This is a genomic window from Actibacterium sp. 188UL27-1, from assembly GCF_016901225.1.
Lineage (GTDB): Bacteria > Pseudomonadota > Alphaproteobacteria > Rhodobacterales > Rhodobacteraceae > 188UL27-1.
This window is the reverse complement of sequence record NZ_JAFEUL010000012.1, coordinates 36,925-57,067: the sequence shown is the minus strand read 5'-3', so window position 1 is coordinate 57,067 and position 20,143 is coordinate 36,925. Positions and strand designations below refer to the sequence as shown.

Below are 20,143 nucleotides of genomic sequence, written 5' to 3'. Positions count from 1 at the left end.
CGGTAAGGCCCAGCCGACGATCCGCATAGGAAGGCGAAGAATTCTATGAAGGTTATTATTTTTGGTCTGGGTTATGTGGGCTTTACGGCGGGCTGTTGTATCTCGTCCGAAGGGCACCAGGTCATCGGTATCGATGTCAGCCAGAAAAAGGTTGATGCGATCAATGCGGGTGAGGCTCCCATCGTTGAGCCCAAAGTGTTTGATATGCTGACCGTGGCGCGCGCCAAGGGCCTGTTCATTGCTGACACCCAGATCGGTGGATATCTGGACGGCGCGGATTTGGCGATTGTCTGCGTTGGCACGCCGTCGGCTGCCGATGGCTCCCACAACATGGCCTATATCGCGGATGTCAGCCGTCAGATCGCACTCGCCCATGCCGAAGGTACCGGCAAACTGACCATCGCCTATCGCTCCACCATTCGACCCGGCACGATCGAAGAGCTGATCATGCCGATTTTCCGCTCTGTTCTGGGCGACAGCACGGATGACCGGATTGCCATTGTCTATAACCCCGAATTCCTGCGGGAAGGCTCTGCCGTGCAGGATTACTTCGAGCCACCCAAGATCGTGATCGGTACTGCGGATGGTCAGCCCAACCCCGCGATGGAAACGCTCAACGCCAATATCGAGGCACCCACCTTCCATGTGGGCTACCGGGAGGCCGAGGTGACGAAGTTCGTCGACAACACCTGGCATGCCGTCAAGGTGGCCTTCGCCAACGAAATCGGGCGCGTCTGTCTGCAAACCGGTATCTCCGCCACGCAGGTTCACCAGATCTTTGTCAGTGACACCAAGCTGAACATCTCACCCTATTACACCAGGCCCGGTGGCGCGTTTGGCGGCTCTTGCCTGCCCAAAGATGTGCGCGCTTTGCAATATATCGGCTCCGATACGGGATCGAACCTGCATCTGGTCGATAGCCTCATCCGCTCGAACGAGGCGCACAAACACGCGCTTTACGCCTATGCCAGCGAAGGTCTCGCCGAAGGTGACGCGATTCTCATGGCTGGTCTGGCATTCAAGGCGGGTACCGACGATCTGCGCGAAAGCCCAAACGTGGACCTAGCGCGCAAGCTGCTAGCCGCCGGGTTCAAGCTCGATATCTTTGACCCCGCCATCGCCGCCGATATGCTCGTCGGAGCCAATCTGGGCTACGCGTTCAGCCAATTGCCCACGCTCGAACGTATCTTGGTTGACCGCGAAACCGCGCAAACCCGCAGCTACGCCCGCATCATCGCCACCAATGCGACGGTGAAAGAGTTGGACCTGTCAGATGCCTCGCTCATCCGCGATCTGGGGACATTGCCCTGATGGATGCCGTCACCGAAGCCCAGACCCCCCGTATGGATGCGATCCGCGCCGCTCAACCGCTGGCGGGGCGCAAGGTCCTGATCATCGTTGAAAATCTGCCGCTGCCCTTTGACCGCCGGGTCTGGCACGAATGCCGCACGCTGACAGCGGCGGGCGCCCAGGTCTGCGTCATCTGCCCGACCGGCAAGGGCTATGAAAAGGCGTATGAGGAAATCGACGACGTCCATATCTACCGCCACAGACTGCCGCTGGATGCCTCCGGCGCCGTGGGCTATCTGGCGGAATACGGCGCGGCATTGTGGCACGAGATGCGCCTTGCCATAAAAATCGCCCGCAAGCACGGCTTTGATACGATCCAAGGGTGCAACCCGCCCGATCTAATCTTTTTGGTGGCCCTGCCGTTCAAGCTTTTCGGCAAGTGCTACATTTTCGATCACCACGACATCAACCCGGAGCTTTACGAGGCCAAATTCAACAAGCGTGGTTTTTTCTGGAAGCTGATGGTCCTGTTCGAAAAGCTAACCTTCAAATCGGCCAAAGTTGTGATCTCGACCAACAATTCTTACCGCGACATCGCCATGACCCGCGGTGGCAAAAAGCCCGAGGATGTGTTCGTCGTCCGCTCCGGCCCCGATCTCACCCGCCTGCACGTCCTGCCGTCGAATGACACCTGGCGCAATGGGCGCAAATACATGGTCGGCTATGTCGGTGTTATGGGAGAGCAGGAGGGTCTCGACCTGCTGCTGGAAAGTGCCAAAGACATGGTCCACACCCGCGGCATCGACGTACAGTTCGTCTTGGTGGGGGGCGGCCCGGCGCTCGCCGATCTGCAAGAAATAGCTGCTGATATGGGCCTGCAGGACCATGTGACCTTCACCGGTCGCGCCCCGGATCAGGACCTGTTCGAGGTGCTGTCCACCGCGGATGTCTGCGTCAATCCGGATCGCGTCAATCCGATGAACGACAAATCCACGATGAACAAGATCTTGGAATATATGGCGTTTTCAAAGCCTATCGTGCAGTTCGAGGTGGCCGAGGGGCGGTTCTCGGCCCAGGATGCCTCGCTTTATGCGGTGCCCAACGACACCAAAGATATGGCCGACAAGATCGCCCAACTGCTGGAAGACCCTGACAAGTGCGCCCAGATGGGTCAGTTCGGGCGCGCGCGGGTCGAGGCTGAGCTGAACTGGGACCACCAGGTTGACACCCTGGTCAAGGCCTATCAGCGGGCCGCCTCCTAGGACAGCCCGCGGATCCCCGTGGCCGTGGTGCCAGATGCCCAGACCTTGCAGACCCGGATCGGGAACATCGATCCGGCGGCCACGTAAACGTCACCGATATCACCGGTTGCGGTCGTCACGCGCATCGTGCCACTGCCCGACACATTCAGCGCGCGGGTCACATAGGCCAGATCGTTCGCGTCATTGGGGACAATCGCCTCGATCCGCTCGGCGGGAGAGGTCGGGCTCGTTGCAAAGCCTTGGAATTTGTCGGTTGCGGTCATCGGAAACTCCTGAACATGGGCCGGGGGGCACCCGGTTGCGTGGGGCACGTTCTAGGCGCAATTCTTACCCATCGGCTTACCATGCCGTACGCTGGTCCCGTCAGCGCGCAACACCGAATTCCGTTTCACCCCGCCCCCAAAACACGATACGATCCTTAAAAATCGGGGGTGATATGTCATCTGTTCTGTTCAGCAACCTGCCCAACATCAGCCATTGGTCCGACCGCGTGGACCTGGCCGCAGCCTTCCGCTGGACGGCCCGGCTGAACATGCACGAGGCCGTGGCGAACCACTTCAGCCTCGCCGTCAATGACACCGGCACCAAGTTCCTGATGAACCCCAACCAGATGCATTTCGCACGCATCCGGGCCTCGGACATGCTGCTGATCGATGCTGAGGATCCCGAAACCCTCGAAGGGCCCAACGCGCCCGACCCCACCGCCTGGGGCCTGCACGGTGCGATCCACCGCCACTGCCCCCATGCGCGCTGTGCCATGCATGTGCATTCGATCTTTGCCACCGTCCTGGCCTCTCTTGAGGATAGCCGCCTGCCGCCCATCGATCAGAACTGCGCCACGTTCTACGACCGGACCGTCATCGATGAAGATTATGGCGGCCTCGCCTTCGAGGAGGAGGGGGAGCGGTGCGCGGCGCTCCTGAACGACCCAAAGAAAAAGATCCTGATCATGGGCAATCACGGCGTAATGGTGATCGGTGACACGGTCGCTGACACGTTCAATCGCCTCTACTATTTCGAACGCGCGGCAGAAACCTATATCCGCGCCCTCCAAACCGGCCAGCGCCTCCGTCTGATCCCCAAGGATATCGCAGAAAAGACCGCTCAGGAGGTTGAGGATTATCCCGGCCAGGCCGACAAACATCTGTCCGAGCTTAAACTGATCCTGGATGCCGAAGGCGCGAACTATGCGCAATAGCCCTGGATGACCGGCACGCTCCTGTCCCTCGGGCATGGCTACTCGGCCAAGGCGTTGGCGACACTCCTTCTGTCTCGCGGCTGGACGATTATCGGCACGACCCGTTCCGCGGAAAAGGCCAAGACATTGCGCGCAACCGGCGTCGACCCTCGGACCGTCCCCGGTGATAATCTGACTGCCGACCTTGCTCGGGCCACGCATCTTTTGATCTCTGCCAGCCCTGACGAAAACGGCGATCCGTTCCTGCCGCTCATTTTCGATGCGCTCAAAACGCGGAAACCGGGCTGGATCGGCTATCTGTCCACCACTGGCGTCTATGGCGACCACCAGGGCGGCTGGGTTGACGAGGATACGCCCTGCACCCCCGGCAATACCCGCGGCAAATGGCGGGCGCGGGCCGAACAGCAATGGCTGGATCACGGCGCGCACATCTTTCGTTTGGCAGGTATTTACGGGCCGGGCAGGGGCCCTTTTGCTAAGGTACGCAACGGGACGGCCCGGCGGATCATTAAACCAAACCAGGTCTTTGGCCGCATCCACGTGGATGACATCGCCCAGACCGTGGCGGCCTCTATCGCCGCCCCGAACCCCGGTCGCATCTACAATGTCTGCGATGATGAACCCGCCCCGCCCGAAGATGTGCTGGGCTATGCTGCAGAACTCCTTGGCCTGCCACTGCCGCCTGAGGAAGACTTTGAGACGGCAGAGATGACCCCTATGGCCCGCAGTTTTTACGCCGAAAGCCGCCGCGTCCGAAGCAACCGGATCAAAGATGAACTTGGTGTCACCTTGCACTATCCGGACTACCGGGCGGGTCTGAAGGCTTTATTGGCGGCCGAGACAACCGCCTGACTCCAGCCGCCAACACGGCAAAGATCACGTATAAAATCCATGCAACCGCCAGATTAATGCAATAGAAAATCGCGCGTGCCTGCGCCTCCATATCGTTCAGAAACGGATAGGGAAGGCCACTGGTGACACTGCCAATGGGTGTGCGGTTCAGCGGCCCCACAAACAGCTCGGCCCAGGCAGCATAGGCCAAAACCAACGCCAGCAGCGCGCCTAGGGCGGGCACATGTCGCCGAAACGCGCGGGCGATGATCATCGCATCAATCAATTGTAGCAACGGCCCGACGAGATGCAGGTAATAATCAAGAACCCAGTCAATCTCTCGACTGCCGCTCACCAAAGATGGATCCTGCAGGTAAAGCCGCCAATACCGGATCACCACCATTGCGTTCAGGACCGCTGTGACACTGGCCGTCACCAGATGCGGCCGGGTGATCCGCCCCTCCGACACGGCCAGCATGCGCGAGGCAGAATAGAATGACAGCAACAAGGCCCAATTTGTCAGATAGCGAAATGGCCCGCCAGCGCCGTCATAACTGGCGGTGAAAATCTGATAGACGGCAAAGCTCGCCGCCAGCAGAAACACGATCCAACGATATACTAAAACCGGGCGGAAAAAGGGGTCCATCGCATGCTGTCTCCTCGTTACTGATCAACATTTTGAGCCTGATCCGCTCTGGTGCCAGATAAATTTGAACAAAATGGCGTGTCCTGCGTTTCACCTCCATGGAAGAGCCGCCAAAGCCGTTAGCGTCATCTGCTGAACTCCTGCCCGAATCCGAAGGGCCGCTGCCGCAAATCATTGACGACTTGCGCGACGCCGGCGACGAAGAGGTCGTGACCGTAGCAGATGTATTCGAAACCATCGGTGGCGCATCCTATGCGCCCGCCTTGTTAGTGCCTGCGCTGATCTTGATAACGCCCCTGTCCGGCATTTTCGGGGTGCCCACCATTCTTGCACTGATAATGCTGCTGATTTCGGCGCAGGCTCTCGTCCGTCGCCGGGATCTGTGGCTGCCGTCGATGTTGCTGCGCCGCGGGGTGCCAACGCGGCGGTTCAATCAGGTGCTCGATACCATGGATGAACCTGTCCGCTGGGTTGATCGGTTCAGCCGCAAGCGGTTGAATGTGCTGATATCTGGCCCTCTATCCTGGATCCCGTTTCTGTTAACGGCACTCATCTGTATCGCAATCCCACCGATGGAGATCATTCCGCTGCTCAGTTCCGTCGCAGCCCTTTCCATCGCGTTCATGGCCTTTGGCCTGCTTGCACGGGATGGTGTCTTTGTGCTGTTGGGTTACGGGATCTTTGCCGGCGTCGCCACGGCACTGCTCACATTCCTGTCAAGCACGTTTGGTTAACACCTCGACGCCCGAGACTTCCAACACCTTCGCCTCGATATGTTCGGCATTCATGGCGGCGACGGCATACATGTCAGCAGGGTTGGCCTGATCGATAAAGATGTCAGGCAGCACCATTGAGCGGTATTTGAGGCCTGTATCAAATACGCCTTCCTCCGCCAGAAAATGGGCCACATGGCTGCCAAAGCCCCCGACTGCGCCTTCCTCGATGGTGATCAGCGCATCATGTCGCGCGGCGAGATCCAGGATCATCTCAGTGTCTAACGGCTTGGCAAATCGCGCATCTGCAATCGTCGGCTTGATACCGCGTGTGGCCAAAGCCTCCGCCGCCTTTTGCACTTCGGACAGCCGCGTGCCAAAGGACAGCAGCGCCACGCCCGCGCCATCCGCGATGATCCGGCCTTTGCCGATCGGCAGCACCTCGCCTCGTTCCGGCATCTCGCAGCCCACCCCCTCGCCACGGGGAAAGCGAAAGGCAATCGGGCCGTACTCATGGGCCACGGCGGTGGCGACCATATGCTTCAACTCGGCTTCATCTGCAGCGGCCATGACCACCATACCGGGCAGGTTGGACAGAAATCCAATATCGAATGCACCGGCATGGGTTGCCCCGTCCGCCCCGACCAGCCCGGCCCGGTCAATTGCAAACCGCACGGGCAGCCGCTGCAACGCAACATCGTGGACGATCTGATCATAACCGCGCTGCAGGAAGGTCGAATAGATAGCGCAGAACGGCTTCAGTCCGCCCGCCGCCTGACCCGCGGCAAAGGTCACCGCATGTTGCTCGGCAATGCCTACGTCGAAGCACCGGCTAGGATAGCGGTCATGGAACAGCTTTAGCCCCGTCCCGTCAGGCATCGCCGCCGTGACGGCGGTGATACGCGGATCGTCGGCGGCCTCCTGCAACAGGCTCTCGGCGAAAACCTTGGTATAGGACGGCGCGTTGGAGGGGGACTTCTTCTGCTCCCCTGTCACCACGTCGAACTTGGACACGCCGTGCCCCTTATCCCGTGCCGCTTCGGCGGGCGCATATCCCTTGCCCTTCTGCGTGATCGCATGGATCAGGATCGGCCCATCTGCCCGCGCCTTCACGGTGCGGAGCACGCTCAGCAGCTGCTCAAGGTCATGGCCGTCGATCGGGCCCAGATACGAAAAGCCCAGCTCCTCAAACAGCGTCCCGCCCACGGTCATGCCCTTCAGCATCTCCTTGGCGCGCTTGGCCCCATCTTGGAACGGCTGCGGCAGCAGGCTGACGGCACCCTTGGCGGCGGCCTTCAACTCCTGAAACGGGGCACCGGCATAAAGACGGCTCAGGTAAGACGACATCGCGCCCACGGGCGGGGCAATCGACATCTCATTGTCGTTCAAGATCACGATCAGCCGCTTGCCCAGGTGCCCGGCATTGTTCATCGCCTCATAGGCCATGCCGGCACTGATTGCACCATCGCCGATCACGGCAATGCAATCGCCGATCCCCTCATCGGTCTTGCCACCCAGATCCCGCGCCACGGCAAAGCCAAGCGCGGCACTGATCGAGGTGCTGCTATGGGCCGCCCCAAACGGATCGTATGGGCTTTCCGAGCGTTTGGTGAACCCGCTGAGACCGTCCTTCATGCGCAGGGTGCGAATCCGGTCGCGCCGCCCGGTCAGGATCTTGTGGGGATAGCACTGATGGCTCACATCCCAGATCAGCCGATCCCGCGGAGTGTCGAACACGGCATGCAATGCCACCGTCAGTTCCACCACACCCAGCCCCGCGCCGAGGTGCCCGCCCGTGACAGAGACGGCGCTGATCGTCTCAGATCGCAGCTCTTGCGTCAGCCGCTCCAGATCGCGGTCACCCAGGCCTTTCATGTCTTTGGGGGAATGGATCTTATCCAAAAGCGGGGTCTTGGGTCTGTCGGTCGTCATGTCGTCCAGTCCTTACCGGTCGCGGGTGATCACAAAGCGCGCCGCGTCGCGCAGGGTATCGGCCGCTGCACCATAGGGTGCTAGGGCATCGCAAGCCTCATGCGCCAAAGCTTGCGCTTTCGCCCGGGCAGGCTCCAACCCCATGAGGGACACAAACGTTGCCTTCCCGGCGCCTGCATCCTTTTGCAGACGTTTTCCGGCGGTTTTCGCATCACCTTCAACATCCAATATGTCATCTGCGATCTGGAAGGCGAGGCCAAGGGTCTGCGCATAAAGCCGCAGCGGCGCAGGGTCAGCCCGCCCCAAAACAGCACCCGCAACGCCTGCCCATTCGATCAGCGCACCGGTCTTATGGGCTTGCAACCGCGTGATCTGCGCCAGATCCAGAGGCGCCTCTGCCGTTTCCGCCGCAATGTCCAAGGCCTGGCCCAGAACCATGCCGCGCGCGCCCGCCGCCTTTGCCAAGCTGCCCGATAGAGCCATCGCCACGCCCGTGTCATCGCCGCGCGCCAACATCTCAAAGGCAAGCGATTGCAGGGCATCCCCTGCCAAAATCGCCGTCGCATCGTCCCATTTCACATGGACGGTCGGTTGCCCCCGCCGCAGGTCGTCATCATCCATCGCAGGCAAATCGTCGTGCACCAACGAATAGGCGTGAACCGCCTCAACCGCCGCTGCGGCCGCCACTGCTTGGTCCGCCGTAACGCCGTGCAGGGCTGCGCCCTCCAGCACCAGAAACCCGCGCAACCCCTTGCCGCCACCCAGGGCATATCGCATCGCATGGATCACCGGTGCGTCGGCATCACTTGCAAGCTCAGCCTCAAGGGCCGATTGCACCCGGTCCGCCGCTGCCGTTAAAGCTTGCGGAAAGCTCACAGACCCTCGACCGGTTTGGTGCCCGTGGCTTGCCCATCGCCGTCCAAGGTGATCGCAGCGACCTTTTCCTCCGCCGCTTTCAACTGCGCCTCGCAGCGTTTTTTCAAAGCCGATCCCCGTTCATAAAGTTCAATCGAGGCTTCCAGCGGCACGTCGCCTGCCTCCAACTGTCCCACGACCTTCTCCAACTCGGCCATCGCCTGTTCAAAGCTCATCTCATTCACAGGTGTGTCGGTCATGCGCCGCGCTCCATCAAAACTTTCACATGGGCGGCGATGCTGTCAGCCAGCCCGCCCAGATCGTATCCCCCTTCAAGGGTCGAAACCACGCGACCCCCGGCATGTTTGTCCGCCAGATCGCACAAGGTCCCGGTGACCCAGGCAAAATCCGCCGCTTCCCAATTCAGGTTTGCCAGCGGGTCATCCCGATGGGCGTCAAACCCGGCAGAGATCAGCACCATCTCCGGCGCGAACTGATCCAGGGCAGGCAAAACCTCTCGCTCCATCAGCTTGCGGAAATCCGCTCCATTCGTATGCGGCGCCAGGGGCGCGTTGATCACATTGCCATGTGCGCCCGTCTCACTCGGGGCGCCAGAGCCAGGGTAAAGCGGCATCTGGTGGGTCGAGGCGAAAAGGCAACGCGCCTCATCCCACATAAGGTCCTGCGTGCCATTGCCGTGATGCACGTCGAAATCCATTATCGCCACGCGGGATAGCCCGTGGTGATCGAGCGCCCGCTTTGCAGCCACTGCGATACTGCCGAACAGGCAAAACCCCATGGGCGTTGCATTTTCCGCATGGTGCCCGGGCGGCCGAACAGCGGCAAACGCATTCGCAACCGCACCCGCCATCACCGCATCAACCGCCGCCACGCAGGCTCCCGCCGCGCGCTGGGCTGCTACCAGTGATCCCGGCGACATATGGGTATCAGCATCCAGCGACACGCCATGCGCCTGAGGCGCTGCCGCCTCAATCGCCGCAACATGGTGTTCGGGATGAACGCGCAGCAACTCAGCCCGGTCCACAATCGGAGCCTCCCGCCGGTCCAGCGCGTCAAAGGTTGGATCAGACAGAGCCTCCCGAATGGCCTCCAGCCGCGCCACCCGCTCAGGGTGCCCCTGCGGTGTCACGTGGTTCAGACAATCATCGTGCCAGTACAAAGCCGTTGCCATGCCGCGCCCTTATTGCATTCCACCGTTCAACTTGGATAGCCAATCCGATGCACGGTGTCAGCCCGAAAGCTGTGCAGATCGTATGTATGGTTTGTGCATGGGATGTGCACGCTTTGTGCATTTAGTAAATCCCTGATGTAACGGGATAAAACTGGCTTTCCTGCCCAATGTGTTGCATATCTCGCCAAACACCGGGCGCAGATCGGTCAGTCGGGGGCCAGCATATATCCCGCCCCGCGCACCGTCTGCAAATAACGGGGCTGTTTGGGGTCACTCTCGATCTTGCGGCGCAGTCGGGTAATCTGCACGTCGACCGCCCGCTCCTGCGCTTGCCCGCCATCACGACCCAGATCCTCCACCAGTTTCGACCGGCTCACCGCCTCCCCCGGGGAGCCGGAAAAGATCCGCATCAATTGCGTTTCGGTCGCGGTCAGGCGTACCAGGTTCTCGCCGCGCCACATCTCGCCCCGGTCAATGTCATAGCGAATTGGCCCCAAATTCAATACCTTGGGCCGATCTTCCGGCGTGATCTCCGCGGGCATCCGGCGCAGGATCGCGTTGATCCGCAACAGCAGTTCCTTGGGTTCGAACGGCTTGATCAGATAGTCATCCGCCCCGGCCTCAAGGCCCGCAATACGGTCCTCGGTCTCGCCCTTGGCTGTCAACAACAGGATGGGGGTGGTCAGCGTTTCCAGCAGCGCCTGCGTCAACTCCACCCCATTCTCCCCGGGCATCATCACATCCAGCACGATCATATCAAATTCTAGCCCACTCAGCAGCCGCCTGGCATGGGCCGCGTCGCGCGCCGCGCTTACGATAAAACCGTGACGCATCAGGAACTTCTGCAAAAGCTGGCGGATCCGTTCGTCGTCATCAACGATCAGCAAATGGGCATCGACATCCATGGTTACTGTCCTCTCTCCACGACGCTTTGATAGTGCCGTCGAAGATCGGGGTCCATCATAGCTTCCAAAACAGTGCGAAACCCGGCCACAGCTTCGGGCCCCGCGCTGCGAAAGGCCAGCCGCATGCGGGCGCGTTGCGCGTCGGACAGGGCCTGTTCCAGGGCTTCACCCTTTGGGGTCAGGTGCAAATGGCGCTCCCGCCGGTCCCGCTGCCCCACCCGGCTTTCCACCAACTCGTCTTCGATCAACGTGCGCAACACCCGGTTCAGTGACTGTTTGGTAACCCCAAGGATGGATAACAGGTTATTCACCGTGGTGCCCGGCGTGCGGTGGATGAAGTGGATAGCCCGGTGATGCGCGCGCCCGTATCCATAATCCTCTAGTATACGATCCGGGTCGGCGGTGAACCCGCGATAAGCAAAGAACATCGCTTCAATACCCTTGCGCAGATGTTCGTCCGTCAGAAACAGTAATGTCTCGCCACCGGGCCCGTCCGCCATGGCATCCCTCGTTTTATGTTTCTCGTATTTTTAAGTCAGCGTTGTTGACTTTACCAGAATCAATTGGTAGCGATCCTCACTTTCTGCGCAACTAAATGTCCGCACCGGACCTATATTGCGCAATATTTGGAAATCTGCGGAGGGTTCGACGATGGCAGGCGCATATGATGACCGCGACGGTCAGATCTGGATGGACGGCAAAATGGTGCCGTGGCGCGATGCCAACGTCCACGTTCTGACCCATGCCATGCACTATGCTTCCTCCGTGTTCGAGGGCGAGCGCGCCTATAACGGCACAATCTTCAAAAGCCGTGAACATTCGGAGCGATTGAAAAAATCAGCCGAGATGATCGACTTTGACATCCCCTACACGGTTGACGAAATCGAGGCCGCGAAAGAGGCCACGCTCAAGCAATCCGGCCTGTCTGACGCCTATGTCCGCGCCGTTGCATGGCGCGGTGCGGGTAAGGATATGGGTGTCGCCTCTGCCCGTAATCCGGTGCGCCTTGCCATCGCCGCATGGGAGTGGGGCGCCTATTACGGCGATGCCAAGACCAGGGGCGCCAAGCTCGATATCTCGAAATGGAAACGCCCCAGTCCCGAGACGATCCCAAGCCACGCCAAGGCCGCCGGTCTTTACATGATCTGCACCATGTCCAAGCACGCGGCAGAGGCCAAGGGATGTTCCGACGCAATGATGTTCGACTATCGCGGTTATGTCGCCGAAGCCACGGGCGCCAACGTCTTTTTTGTCAAGGATGGTGAGGTCCACACCCCCACCCCCGATTGCTTCCTCAACGGCATTACCCGCCAGACCGTCATCGGCATGCTGCGCGACCGCCAGATCAAAGTTGTCGAGCGCCATATCGACCCCGGCGAGATGGAGGATTTCCAGCAATGCTGGCTCACCGGCACCGCAGCGGAGGTGACTCCGGTGGGCCAGATCGGCGATTACAACTTCGAGGTCGGCACCCTGACCCGCGACATTGCTGATGGATATGAAAAACTCGTGCGCGATTAAGGGGATGTATAGCCTTTCGGCCTAAGACTGCTCTTAATAGCTGGAGCAGGCATATGGCAGAACGCGACGGGCTTTCCCTCCTCACGATCATCACAGTGATTGTCGCCACACCGGCGACCATTGCGCTCAGTATTTTTGTCCTGACACAGGATTACAGCTTTCGCCCCCTCGGCATCACGGTCGACCGTTTGGAAGTGTCGCAATCCGGTCGGCCCCGGCTGCGAGCCTATGTGGATGTGCCCGATGACCAGACATCCCTCTCCCGGGTCCCAGACTACGCGCGGACGATCAAGGCCGCGTTCAAGGGGAGGGGGCTCGATGTCCCGGTTGAGGTGCGTCGCCAAAGCGGCCTGGATGAAATGACAATCACCTACCGCGTCGGCGCGACCGAGGTTGGTCCATTTGCCGCCCGCAATGCGTCGGCAGGCATACATGCAGCGACGCAAGCCTACTGGATGCAGCAGGAGGCAAACGGGCTCTAGGAGCTGCGCGTTGCCGAACCGGACAGCTGGTTTAGGCGCTGTCGATCATCACCCGGCGCGCCACCTGCAGCAACAGCCGGTCCAGGTCAAAGCTGTGATCCGTGGAAGAGACCTTTTCATCAATCAGCAGAAAGGACAGGCCATGGACAAAGGTCCACAGCATAAAGGCCCGTTCCTTGGCATCTTCATCCACGCCGCCCCGGCCCAGAAACGCCGCGACCTCACCTTCGACAAAGCCGTAATGCCGCGGGCCATCTTCCATCAGGCCCTCATGCATCTTGTGGTCGCGCGTATTGCCAAAGATCAGTCGGAACACACCAGGCTCGTCCCGGGCAAAACCGACATAGACCTGCCCCAATGCTACAATCCGCTCCAGGCTGCCTTCGGGGTGCTGCTCCACCGCGGCGACCATGCGCTGATATTTGCGATCCATACCCTCTTTGGTGACCGCCAACAGCATCTCGTCTTTGTGCTTGAAATGGCGATAGGGAGCGGCCGTCGACACACCAGCCTCCCGACACGCCTCCGATACTGAGAAATGATCGGGCCCCTTATCCTCGACCAGAACCCGCGTTGCCTCGATCAATTGCGCACGCAAATCACCGTGATGATAGCTTTCGCGCTTTTTCGATTTTTCCGTCTTTTCCATGATCCGATACATGGGGGCCTCCGTACCTCTTGTCAAAGTTAGAGTTTCTAACATAGCCGAGGAGAGGTGCCATGGCTGATACCGCAGAACGTCCCGGATTTCTAAGGCGCGCTATCCGGCGCATCGCAATTGTCACGGTCACTGGGGTTACGCTCCTGGGTGCGGGGTTTGCCGTGACGGTGGGGGCCGACCTGTTGCAGGCAAGGGCCACGGCGGCCAAACCCGAAGGCACCGCCAAGCCGATCCCGGTTTCGGTCAGCCCCGTGACCTTTACCGACAGCTACACCGTGACCCGGCGCTTTATCGGCCAGGTGGAAACGGCGCAAAGCACTGATCTGGCCTTTGAATTTGCAGGCCTCGTCTCCGATGTCCTGATCGATGAAGGCAGCGATGTTGCCAAAGGCGATATAATTGCCAAACTCGACACCGCCCTGCTTGCGAATGAGTTGGAGCGGTTGCAAGCTTCCAGCGACGCTCTCTCTGCTCAACTGTCTTTTGCCCAGATGTCGGTCGAACGGCGTGAACAGTTGAAAAGGGACGGGTTCACCGCAACCGAAGCCTTCGACCAGGCCATTGCCACTCGGGATGAGTTGACTGCGCGTCTGGCAGAAACCAAGGCCGCCATGGCCCGGACGCGCATCCAGATCGAAAAATCGACACTCACCGCGCCGTTCGATGGGCGGATTGCGGCACGAGGGGTGGATATCGGTGCCACCGTCAACCCGGCTCAATCGATTGCCACGTTGCTGCAAACGCAGGATCCCAGGGTGCGCGTTGGCCTTCCGCTTTCCATCAATGCGCAACCAGGCGACACGTTCACGGTCGTATTGCAGGGTGTGCCGCACACCGCGACCCTGCGCACTTTGCGCCCGGATGTTGATCCGCAGACCCGCACCCGCACGGCGATATTGAACCTTTCAGACCTTGATCGCCCGGCCTACGGCCAGATCGTGACGGTGCAATTCGACAGTCAGGTTTCCGCGAAAGGGGCCTGGGTGCCGACCCGGGCCATGCGCGAAGGGACCCAGGGTTTGTGGACCGTGCTGACCGTTGGCGATGACAACATTGTTCGGCCCGCTGCGGTTGAGATCCTGCATACCGAGGCGGATCGCGCCTTTGTCCGCGGCAGCTTTGCGCCGGGGGATCGTTTGCTCGACAGCGGGCCGCACCGCGTCACACCCGGCCAGACGGTCCGCATCGCAGGGGAGGTCTGATCGATGGAGACCCTGACCTTTCGACAGCCGCGCCTTGTCGCCTTGATCCTGATGGTCCTGATCGCTGCGGGCGCCTCATCGTTCCTGTCGCTGGGTCGTCAGGAAGATCCGACCATCACCAACCTTTTCGCGACCATCACGACATCATTCCCCGGCGCGGACCCCGCCCGGGTTGAGGCCCTGGTGACAGCCAAGCTTGAAGAAGAACTGCGCGAGATCCCCGAGGTTGATACGATTGACTCGGTCTCGGGCAATGGCATCTCCGTCGTGTCGGTCGAATTGCTTGAGACCTTGGACGAAGCCACCATCGAACAGGTCTGGGGAGAGGCGCGCGACGCCGTCGAAGACGCGCGCCGTGACTTTCCCGCCGGTGTCCAGGTTCCGGATTTCGACGCGGACGGGATCAGCGCTTATTCCACCGTGATCGCCGTCAATACGGCACAGCCCGACGTACCGATTTCACTTGTCTCCCGCTATGCTGAGGGGCTTGCCGACCGCCTTCGCGGCATCCCCGGCACCAAGGCTGTCGAACTGTTCGGTCAACCTGATGAAGAAGTTCTGGTTGCCGTCGATATGGACCGTGCCGCCGCCCTTGGCCTGACGGCCCAGGACATTGCCACCGCAATTCAAAGCGCCGACGGCAAGGTCCAGGCCGGGCGCCTGCGCAACACCGGAACAGACCTCGCGATCAACATCTCGGGCGAGATCAAAGCGTTGGACCGCCTCCGCACCATCACCGTGCGGCAAAGTGCCGATGGCGCCCTGACATTGCTTGATGACATCGCCACCATCACCCGCGGCGCCAAAACTCCGGCCGAAGAACTCGCGCTGTACAATGGCAAGCCGGCGATCCTGCTTGGTGTACTGGCCCAGGATAACCTGCAGATCGACCGCTGGATGGGCTTTGTCCACGACCTGCTCGACCAAACCAGCGCCGAGGTCCCGGTGGGGATGGAACGCACGCTCGTTTTCGATCAAAGCACCTACACCCAGGCCCGCTTGGCCGAGGTTGGCACCAATATGGCCATCGGCGTGGCCCTTGTTGTTGCCGTCCTCTTCTTTACCCTCGGGGTTCGTGCGGCAGCGATCGTCGCGCTGATCCTGCCCGTGGTCAGCCTTGCTACCCTTGCCACGATGAACATCATTGGCCTGCCCATCCACCAGATGTCGGTCACCGGGCTGATCGTGGCCCTTGGTCTGCTGGTCGATGCTGCCATCGTCATGTCCGACGAGGTGCGCCAGCGCCTGCTACGCGGCATGGCCCGGATCGATGCCGTGGGCCAATCGGTCAAACGCCTCGTGGCTCCGCTTCTGGCCTCCACCGTCACCACGGCCTTGTCCTTCACGCCCATGATCCTGCTGCCAGGTCCCGCTGGGGATTTCGTCGGATCCATCGCCATCGCCGTGGTTCTCATACTCTTTTGGTCGCTCTTCCTGGCTGTCACCGTCACGCCCGCCTTGGCCGGGTGGATTCTGCCCACGACCGACAAAGGCGGCATCTTCGCCAGCGGCATCAAAGGCGGCGCACTGGGCCGCGCTTTCCAGCGCACCATTCAATGGTCGGTCAACAACCCGATCAAATCCATCGCCGTTGCCTTGATCCTGCCGGTCCTCGGTTTCGCCGCCTTCCCGACACTCACCGCGCAGTTTTTCCCCGGCGTCGACCGCGACCAGTTCTATCTTGAGGTCGAGATGCCCGGCGGCACTTCCATCATCGAAACGGAACAGGTTGCCCGCGAAATAGACATGCTCCTGGCCGATGATGACGGTATCAACTCGGTCTATTGGTCCATCGGTAAATCTGGGCCCGCCTTTTATTACAACATCGTGGGCGATCGCAGCCGAGAGCCCGGCTTTGCCCAGGCGCTCATCAACTCGGCCTCGCCCGAGGCCTCAAAACGCCTTGTCCCCGAACTGCAGGAAACGCTCGACCAGCAATTCCCCAAGGCGCGTATTCTCGTGCGCGGTCTTGTCCAGGGTCCACCCGTCGCCGCACCGGTTGAGTTGCGGTTCGTTGGCCAGGATATCACTGTCCTGCGCGAGCTTGGGGATGAGGCCCGCTCCATCATGTCCGACCTCGATTTCGTCACGCAGGTGCGCAGCACCGTCAGCGGGGGCGTTCCAAAGATCCGCTATGACATCGACGAAGCAAAGGTGCGCCTCCTTGGCCTGGATCTCACCACCGTGGCGGCCCAACTCCAGGCGAGCCTTGAAGGGGTCACCGGCGGCTCCCTTGTGGAAGGGACCGAGGAGCTTCCAGTCCGCGTGCGCTTCACCGATACCCTGCGCAGCAACCTCTCCGCCGTCTCCGACCTGCCGATTCAACTGCCCACGGCTGCCATCCTCTCGGCCAATGGTCAGCTATCGACCGTTCCATTGTCCGAACTGGCCACCGCCCGGTTGGAACCTGCCGAAAGCGTCATCACCCGCCGCAATGGCGAGCGTGCCAACACGGTCCAGGCCTATATCCCGCCGAATATCCTGCCAGAGGAGGCCTTGAAAGCCGTCCAAACCGCCCTTGATGATCGAGGTTTCACCGTGCCCGCGGGCTACCGGCTGGAACTAGGTGGCGACTCCGATGCCCGCTCCAATACCCTTGGCAATCTGCTGGCTTCGGTCGGGCTGATCGTCACGCTGACCATCGCCACCATCGTGCTAACCTTCAATTCGTTCCGCCTCAGTGCCATCACCCTGGTCGTGGCCATCCTATCGGCGGGCCTTTCGATGTTGGCGCTGGCCGTCTTTCAATACCCGTTCGGGATCAACGCCATCATCGGTGTGATTGGTTCAATCGGGGTCTCGATCAACGCGGCCATCATCATCCTGACCGGGTTGCAAGCCGATGAAAAAGCCGCACAAGGTGACAAAGCCGCCATGGCCCAAGTCGTTTCTGGCTCCAGCCGCCATATCGTTTCGACAACTATCACGACCTTTGGCGGCTTCCTCCCCCTGATCCTCGCGGGCGGTGGCTTCTGGCCCCCCTTCGCGATGTCCATCGCGGGCGGGGTCCTGCTTTCGACGGTGATCTCGTTCTATTTCACGCCACCTATGTTCGCGTTGTTCTACCGCAAGAAAGCGAAACAAGCGCAGCCGGTGGAAGCGGCCGAAACGCAGCAGCAACTGCCGATCTCGCTGCCGATGGCCGCGGAATAACGCAAGCTCCGGGGCGCCTTTGGCACGACCGCCCCGGAGCCTGACAATACAACTGCCTTACACTAGCGCAGCTTGAACGCGACCCATCTCGGTCGCACGATCCGGCATCGTGTTCGGCGCACCATCGGAATGGCATTTGCTCAGCAGCATTTCCTCGAACGCTGCAAAGATACTGCGCATATGCGGCGCTTTGTATGGAAAGGTCACCTCGCAATCCATGTCATGGACGATCAAGGCATTATCCGCCTCGAACACGACCAGATTACCCTCCGCATCCTCGGCGCAATCAACCCCGAAATAATCAAGGCCGATCCCTTCGGTCAGTGCCTCAAACCCTTTCTGGTGACGCCGGGCAAAGTCGTGATCAAAACTGGCCATAAAGGCCGCCTCTTCGCCCCGCTTGGTGGCACAATCCGCCATCTTTGCGTTCATGTACCAGACATCCCATTGGTCCGAGACTGCCATGTGCACCGGAAAGGGCCTGCTATCGACAAAGACCACGCGGTACTTTCGAAACTGCCCGTCTGCAGGAGAGGCGTAGTTAATGAACTCGCACAGGTAATAATCCGGTTCGTCCCGCTCTGCCAAATAGGCCATCAGATCGTCTTTGGACGCAATCCGCCGCAGCCCCATCCCAGCATGGGACCCAACCGGCCGAATGACATGCGGATAGTCCCCCAGGTTGCTGCGGCAGATATCCTCCGCCTCCAGCAGGGTGTGCCGAGAAACGCGCATGGTTTTTGGAAATCTCAACCCGTCCTGTCCGCGAAACCTGTGGTCCAACATATCCCGGTCGAGTTGAATAAAATCTTCGGGTGAATTTAGAACCGGCTGTCCGGTGCCGTCCGTCAAATGCCGCACGTTGTCAAAAAAGGCCTTGATCCCTTCCGCGTCCGCAGGTGCTGCGCAAAAGGCGATGTCATGGTCGGGCAGGGGGCGGCGCGCCTGACTGGGTTGGTCGAAATTCGGATAATACGTGATGACCTCGAACTCAGAGTCTCGCATCAGGAATTCGACTGGCGTGTTGCCTCCCATATGGATCGGCGCGGCAAAGACCAGCAGCTTTTTCCGGCGTTCCTGTCGTTGCCAGGTTCGAAACATCCGGCATGTTTCAAACGCCTTGGATTGCCAGTGCAGACCCGTTTCCCGGTTTCCATGAAGCTGCTCGACGACCGACAGATCCATCAATGCGCCCGCGCTGTCCGCGCCATGGAGGCAATGCGCCGCAAGATCGGATCTAAGCGGCCCAAGATCCGCTCCATTAAAGGCCATGCTCGTCAATTGTGCCAAGCCGATTCGTGTTTGAGGTACCATTCTGGCTCCATTCGTTTCGTGGCGGCATACTGGCACGGTCTCCTTTATAAATGATGCACCTTGATCGCCACGGCGCCGACGATGGCTGTTGCGCCAATATGTTGACGCTCCGCGCGGTGCGTATGTATGGGATATGCATGGAATGTGTATGGGTTCTGTATCGCAAAAACACGGGGGGCTTGGCTTCCCCTTGGTCAGTGCTCTCGCTACCGTGCTGGACGATTCACAGCGACCAGAAAGGACGCAAGATGGCCTTGCGCATCAATGATACCGTGCCCAATTTCACCGCTCAAACCAGTCAGGGTGAGATCACGTTCCATGACTGGATCGGGGATCAGTGGGCGATTTTGTTCAGCCACCCCAAAGACTTCACTCCGGTTTGCACGACCGAATTCGGGGCGGTGGCCCAGCTTGCGGAGGAATGGGAAAAGCGCAACACCAAGGTCATTGGTGTATCGGTGGACGGGGTCGAGGATCACAAGAAATGGATCGGAGATATTGAGCTGGTCGGCGGCGCTTCTGTCGGCTTTCCCATCCTCGCTGATAATGGCCTGGAAATTTCCAAGGCCTTCGACATGCTCCCCGCAGAGGCTTATTTACCCGACGGTCGTACTCCTGCCGACAGCGCGACTGTGCGGTCCGTCTTTATCATCGGTCCGGATAAAAATATTAAGTTATCAATGACTTATCCGATGACGGTAGGTCGCAACTTCGGGGAGATCGTGCGCGCCCTCGATGCGTTACAGACCTCGGCCAAGCATGGCGTGGCCACCCCCGCTAACTGGACAACCGGGCAAGACGTCATCATCCCCGCCACCGTTTCGGATGATGATGCCAAGGCGAAGTTTGGCGATTTTAAAAAGGTTTTACCGTATCTTAGGACGACCAAACAGCCGGGCTAGACGTCTGAAATAGGTGTGGTTTGACAGCCTTGTCAGACCACATCACCCCGTGGCAGGCTCCTCGAATTGCATTCTGCTCCATTC

General features: G+C 60.1%; 20 protein-coding genes. 10 read left to right on the top strand and 10 right to left on the bottom strand.

Annotation, left to right across the window (positions count from 1 at the left end; genetic code table 11):
* Positions 1 to 45: 45 nt before the first annotated feature.
* Entirely contained in the window at positions 46 to 1,311 is a 1,266-nt protein-coding gene (locus IU397_RS15440) for a nucleotide sugar dehydrogenase (RefSeq protein WP_204415452.1), read from the top strand.
* Positions 1,311 to 2,552 (top strand): glycosyltransferase family 4 protein, encoded by a 1,242-nt coding sequence (locus IU397_RS15435; RefSeq protein ID WP_204415443.1) that lies wholly within the window; start codon positions 1,311 to 1,313, stop codon positions 2,550 to 2,552. Before IU397_RS15440 ends, IU397_RS15435 begins: the two co-directional genes overlap by 1 nt.
* On the opposite strand, the gene IU397_RS15430 is transcribed toward IU397_RS15435, so the two are convergent.
* On the bottom strand, positions 2,549 to 2,815 hold the full coding sequence (locus tag IU397_RS15430) for a hypothetical protein (protein WP_204415441.1): 267 nt from the start codon (positions 2,813 to 2,815) through the stop codon (positions 2,549 to 2,551). The genes IU397_RS15435 and IU397_RS15430 overlap by 4 nt on opposite strands.
* Before the next feature lie 173 nt (positions 2,816 to 2,988).
* Here IU397_RS15430 and IU397_RS15425 point away from each other — a divergent pair, with 173 nt between their 5' ends.
* Both IU397_RS15425 and IU397_RS15420 read left to right on the top strand, forming a co-directional pair.
* Positions 2,989 to 3,750 (top strand): class II aldolase and adducin N-terminal domain-containing protein, encoded by a 762-nt coding sequence (locus tag IU397_RS15425; RefSeq protein ID WP_204415439.1) that lies wholly within the window; start codon positions 2,989 to 2,991, stop codon positions 3,748 to 3,750.
* Positions 3,751 to 3,756: 6 nt separating this feature from the next.
* Positions 3,757 to 4,602 (top strand): SDR family oxidoreductase, encoded by an 846-nt coding sequence (locus tag IU397_RS15420; RefSeq protein WP_204415437.1) that lies wholly within the window; start codon positions 3,757 to 3,759, stop codon positions 4,600 to 4,602.
* Here IU397_RS15420 and IU397_RS15415 read toward each other — a convergent pair.
* Positions 4,535 to 5,227, bottom strand: a complete 693-nt coding sequence (locus IU397_RS15415) for a hypothetical protein (protein WP_204415435.1) — start codon at positions 5,225 to 5,227, stop codon at positions 4,535 to 4,537. The genes IU397_RS15420 and IU397_RS15415 overlap by 68 nt on opposite strands.
* A gap of 98 nt (positions 5,228 to 5,325) precedes the next feature.
* Between IU397_RS15415 and IU397_RS15410 the strand changes: the two genes are divergently transcribed.
* Entirely contained in the window at positions 5,326 to 5,961 is a 636-nt protein-coding gene (locus IU397_RS15410) for an exopolysaccharide biosynthesis protein (RefSeq protein ID WP_204415433.1), read from the top strand.
* On the opposite strand, the gene dxs is transcribed toward IU397_RS15410, so the two are convergent.
* From dxs to IU397_RS15380, 6 genes are all read right to left on the bottom strand, one after another.
* Positions 5,944 to 7,872, bottom strand: coding sequence for a 1-deoxy-D-xylulose-5-phosphate synthase (gene dxs / locus IU397_RS15405; protein WP_204415426.1), 1,929 nt, complete (start codon positions 7,870 to 7,872; stop codon positions 5,944 to 5,946). The two genes, IU397_RS15410 and dxs, sit on opposite strands and share 18 nt — an antisense overlap.
* A 12-nt stretch (positions 7,873 to 7,884) precedes the next feature.
* Positions 7,885 to 8,748 carry a polyprenyl synthetase family protein gene (locus IU397_RS15400; protein WP_204415424.1) on the bottom strand — a complete coding sequence of 288 codons (864 nt, stop codon included), beginning with the start codon at positions 8,746 to 8,748 and terminating at the stop codon, positions 7,885 to 7,887.
* Positions 8,745 to 8,987: an exodeoxyribonuclease VII small subunit gene (locus tag IU397_RS15395; protein ID WP_204415422.1), complete on the bottom strand. Its 243-nt coding sequence runs from the start codon at positions 8,985 to 8,987 to the stop codon at positions 8,745 to 8,747. The genes IU397_RS15400 and IU397_RS15395 overlap by 4 nt, the downstream gene beginning before the upstream one ends.
* The gene (locus IU397_RS15390; RefSeq protein WP_204415420.1) at positions 8,984 to 9,919 is read right to left on the bottom strand and encodes a histone deacetylase family protein; all 936 of its coding nucleotides are present in this window, start codon (positions 9,917 to 9,919) and stop codon (positions 8,984 to 8,986) included. Before IU397_RS15390 ends, IU397_RS15395 begins: the two co-directional genes overlap by 4 nt.
* A 206-nt stretch (positions 9,920 to 10,125) precedes the next feature.
* Positions 10,126 to 10,824, bottom strand: a complete 699-nt coding sequence (locus tag IU397_RS15385; protein WP_204415418.1) for a response regulator — start codon at positions 10,822 to 10,824, stop codon at positions 10,126 to 10,128.
* Positions 10,825 to 10,826: 2 nt separating this feature from the next.
* Complete coding sequence (locus IU397_RS15380) at positions 10,827 to 11,324, bottom strand: MarR family winged helix-turn-helix transcriptional regulator (RefSeq protein WP_204415416.1); 498 nt, start codon at positions 11,322 to 11,324, stop codon at positions 10,827 to 10,829.
* Between the two features lie 151 nt (positions 11,325 to 11,475).
* Between IU397_RS15380 and IU397_RS15375 the strand changes: the two genes are divergently transcribed.
* Both IU397_RS15375 and IU397_RS15370 read left to right on the top strand, forming a co-directional pair.
* The gene (locus IU397_RS15375; protein WP_204415414.1) at positions 11,476 to 12,345 is read left to right on the top strand and encodes a branched-chain amino acid aminotransferase; all 870 of its coding nucleotides are present in this window, start codon (positions 11,476 to 11,478) and stop codon (positions 12,343 to 12,345) included.
* Between the two features lie 53 nt (positions 12,346 to 12,398).
* Positions 12,399 to 12,827, top strand: a complete 429-nt coding sequence (locus IU397_RS15370) for a hypothetical protein (RefSeq protein ID WP_204415412.1) — start codon at positions 12,399 to 12,401, stop codon at positions 12,825 to 12,827.
* Between the two features lie 31 nt (positions 12,828 to 12,858).
* On the opposite strand, the gene IU397_RS15365 is transcribed toward IU397_RS15370, so the two are convergent.
* Positions 12,859 to 13,488: a TetR/AcrR family transcriptional regulator gene (locus IU397_RS15365; protein ID WP_239479838.1), complete on the bottom strand. Its 630-nt coding sequence runs from the start codon at positions 13,486 to 13,488 to the stop codon at positions 12,859 to 12,861.
* Between the two features lie 59 nt (positions 13,489 to 13,547).
* Between IU397_RS15365 and IU397_RS15360 the strand changes: the two genes are divergently transcribed.
* Together IU397_RS15360 and IU397_RS15355 are read left to right on the top strand one after the other, a co-directional pair.
* A complete protein-coding gene (locus IU397_RS15360; RefSeq protein WP_204415410.1) occupies positions 13,548 to 14,690 on the top strand; it encodes an efflux RND transporter periplasmic adaptor subunit in 1,143 nt (380 codons plus the stop codon).
* Positions 14,691 to 14,693: 3 nt separating this feature from the next.
* Positions 14,694 to 17,843 (top strand): efflux RND transporter permease subunit, encoded by a 3,150-nt coding sequence (locus IU397_RS15355; RefSeq protein ID WP_204415408.1) that lies wholly within the window; start codon positions 14,694 to 14,696, stop codon positions 17,841 to 17,843.
* 57 nt (positions 17,844 to 17,900) lie between these two features.
* Here IU397_RS15355 and IU397_RS15350 read toward each other — a convergent pair whose 3' ends face one another.
* Complete coding sequence (locus IU397_RS15350) at positions 17,901 to 19,157, bottom strand: RimK family alpha-L-glutamate ligase (protein ID WP_204415406.1); 1,257 nt, start codon at positions 19,155 to 19,157, stop codon at positions 17,901 to 17,903.
* A gap of 248 nt (positions 19,158 to 19,405) precedes the next feature.
* Between IU397_RS15350 and IU397_RS15345 the strand changes: the two genes are divergently transcribed.
* Entirely contained in the window at positions 19,406 to 20,059 is a 654-nt protein-coding gene (locus IU397_RS15345; RefSeq protein WP_204415595.1) for a peroxiredoxin, read from the top strand.
* Positions 20,060 to 20,143 lie beyond the last annotated feature (84 nt).

Bases quoted from the DNA above. Each gene is read 5' to 3' on its own strand.
- IU397_RS15440 (WP_204415452.1), top strand. From the start codon at position 46: ATGAAGGTTATTATTTTTGGTCTGGGTTATGTGGGCTTTACGGCGGGC.
- IU397_RS15435 (WP_204415443.1), top strand. From the start codon at position 1,311: ATGGATGCCGTCACCGAAGCCCAGACCCCCCGTATGGATGCGATCCGC.
- IU397_RS15430 (WP_204415441.1), bottom strand. From the start codon at position 2,815: ATGACCGCAACCGACAAATTCCAAGGCTTTGCAACGAGCCCGACCTCT.
- IU397_RS15425 (WP_204415439.1), top strand. From the start codon at position 2,989: ATGTCATCTGTTCTGTTCAGCAACCTGCCCAACATCAGCCATTGGTCC.
- IU397_RS15420 (WP_204415437.1), top strand. From the start codon at position 3,757: ATGACCGGCACGCTCCTGTCCCTCGGGCATGGCTACTCGGCCAAGGCG.
- IU397_RS15415 (WP_204415435.1), bottom strand. From the start codon at position 5,227: ATGGACCCCTTTTTCCGCCCGGTTTTAGTATATCGTTGGATCGTGTTT.
- IU397_RS15410 (WP_204415433.1), top strand. From the start codon at position 5,326: ATGGAAGAGCCGCCAAAGCCGTTAGCGTCATCTGCTGAACTCCTGCCC.
- dxs (WP_204415426.1), bottom strand. From the start codon at position 7,872: ATGACGACCGACAGACCCAAGACCCCGCTTTTGGATAAGATCCATTCC.
- IU397_RS15395 (WP_204415422.1), bottom strand. From the start codon at position 8,987: ATGACCGACACACCTGTGAATGAGATGAGCTTTGAACAGGCGATGGCC.
- IU397_RS15390 (WP_204415420.1), bottom strand. From the start codon at position 9,919: ATGGCAACGGCTTTGTACTGGCACGATGATTGTCTGAACCACGTGACA.
- IU397_RS15385 (WP_204415418.1), bottom strand. From the start codon at position 10,824: ATGGATGTCGATGCCCATTTGCTGATCGTTGATGACGACGAACGGATC.
- IU397_RS15380 (WP_204415416.1), bottom strand. From the start codon at position 11,324: ATGGCGGACGGGCCCGGTGGCGAGACATTACTGTTTCTGACGGACGAA.
- IU397_RS15375 (WP_204415414.1), top strand. From the start codon at position 11,476: ATGGCAGGCGCATATGATGACCGCGACGGTCAGATCTGGATGGACGGC.
- IU397_RS15370 (WP_204415412.1), top strand. From the start codon at position 12,399: ATGGCAGAACGCGACGGGCTTTCCCTCCTCACGATCATCACAGTGATT.
- IU397_RS15365 (WP_239479838.1), bottom strand. From the start codon at position 13,488: ATGTATCGGATCATGGAAAAGACGGAAAAATCGAAAAAGCGCGAAAGC.
- IU397_RS15360 (WP_204415410.1), top strand. From the start codon at position 13,548: ATGGCTGATACCGCAGAACGTCCCGGATTTCTAAGGCGCGCTATCCGG.
- IU397_RS15355 (WP_204415408.1), top strand. From the start codon at position 14,694: ATGGAGACCCTGACCTTTCGACAGCCGCGCCTTGTCGCCTTGATCCTG.
- IU397_RS15350 (WP_204415406.1), bottom strand. From the start codon at position 19,157: ATGGTACCTCAAACACGAATCGGCTTGGCACAATTGACGAGCATGGCC.
- IU397_RS15345 (WP_204415595.1), top strand. From the start codon at position 19,406: ATGGCCTTGCGCATCAATGATACCGTGCCCAATTTCACCGCTCAAACC.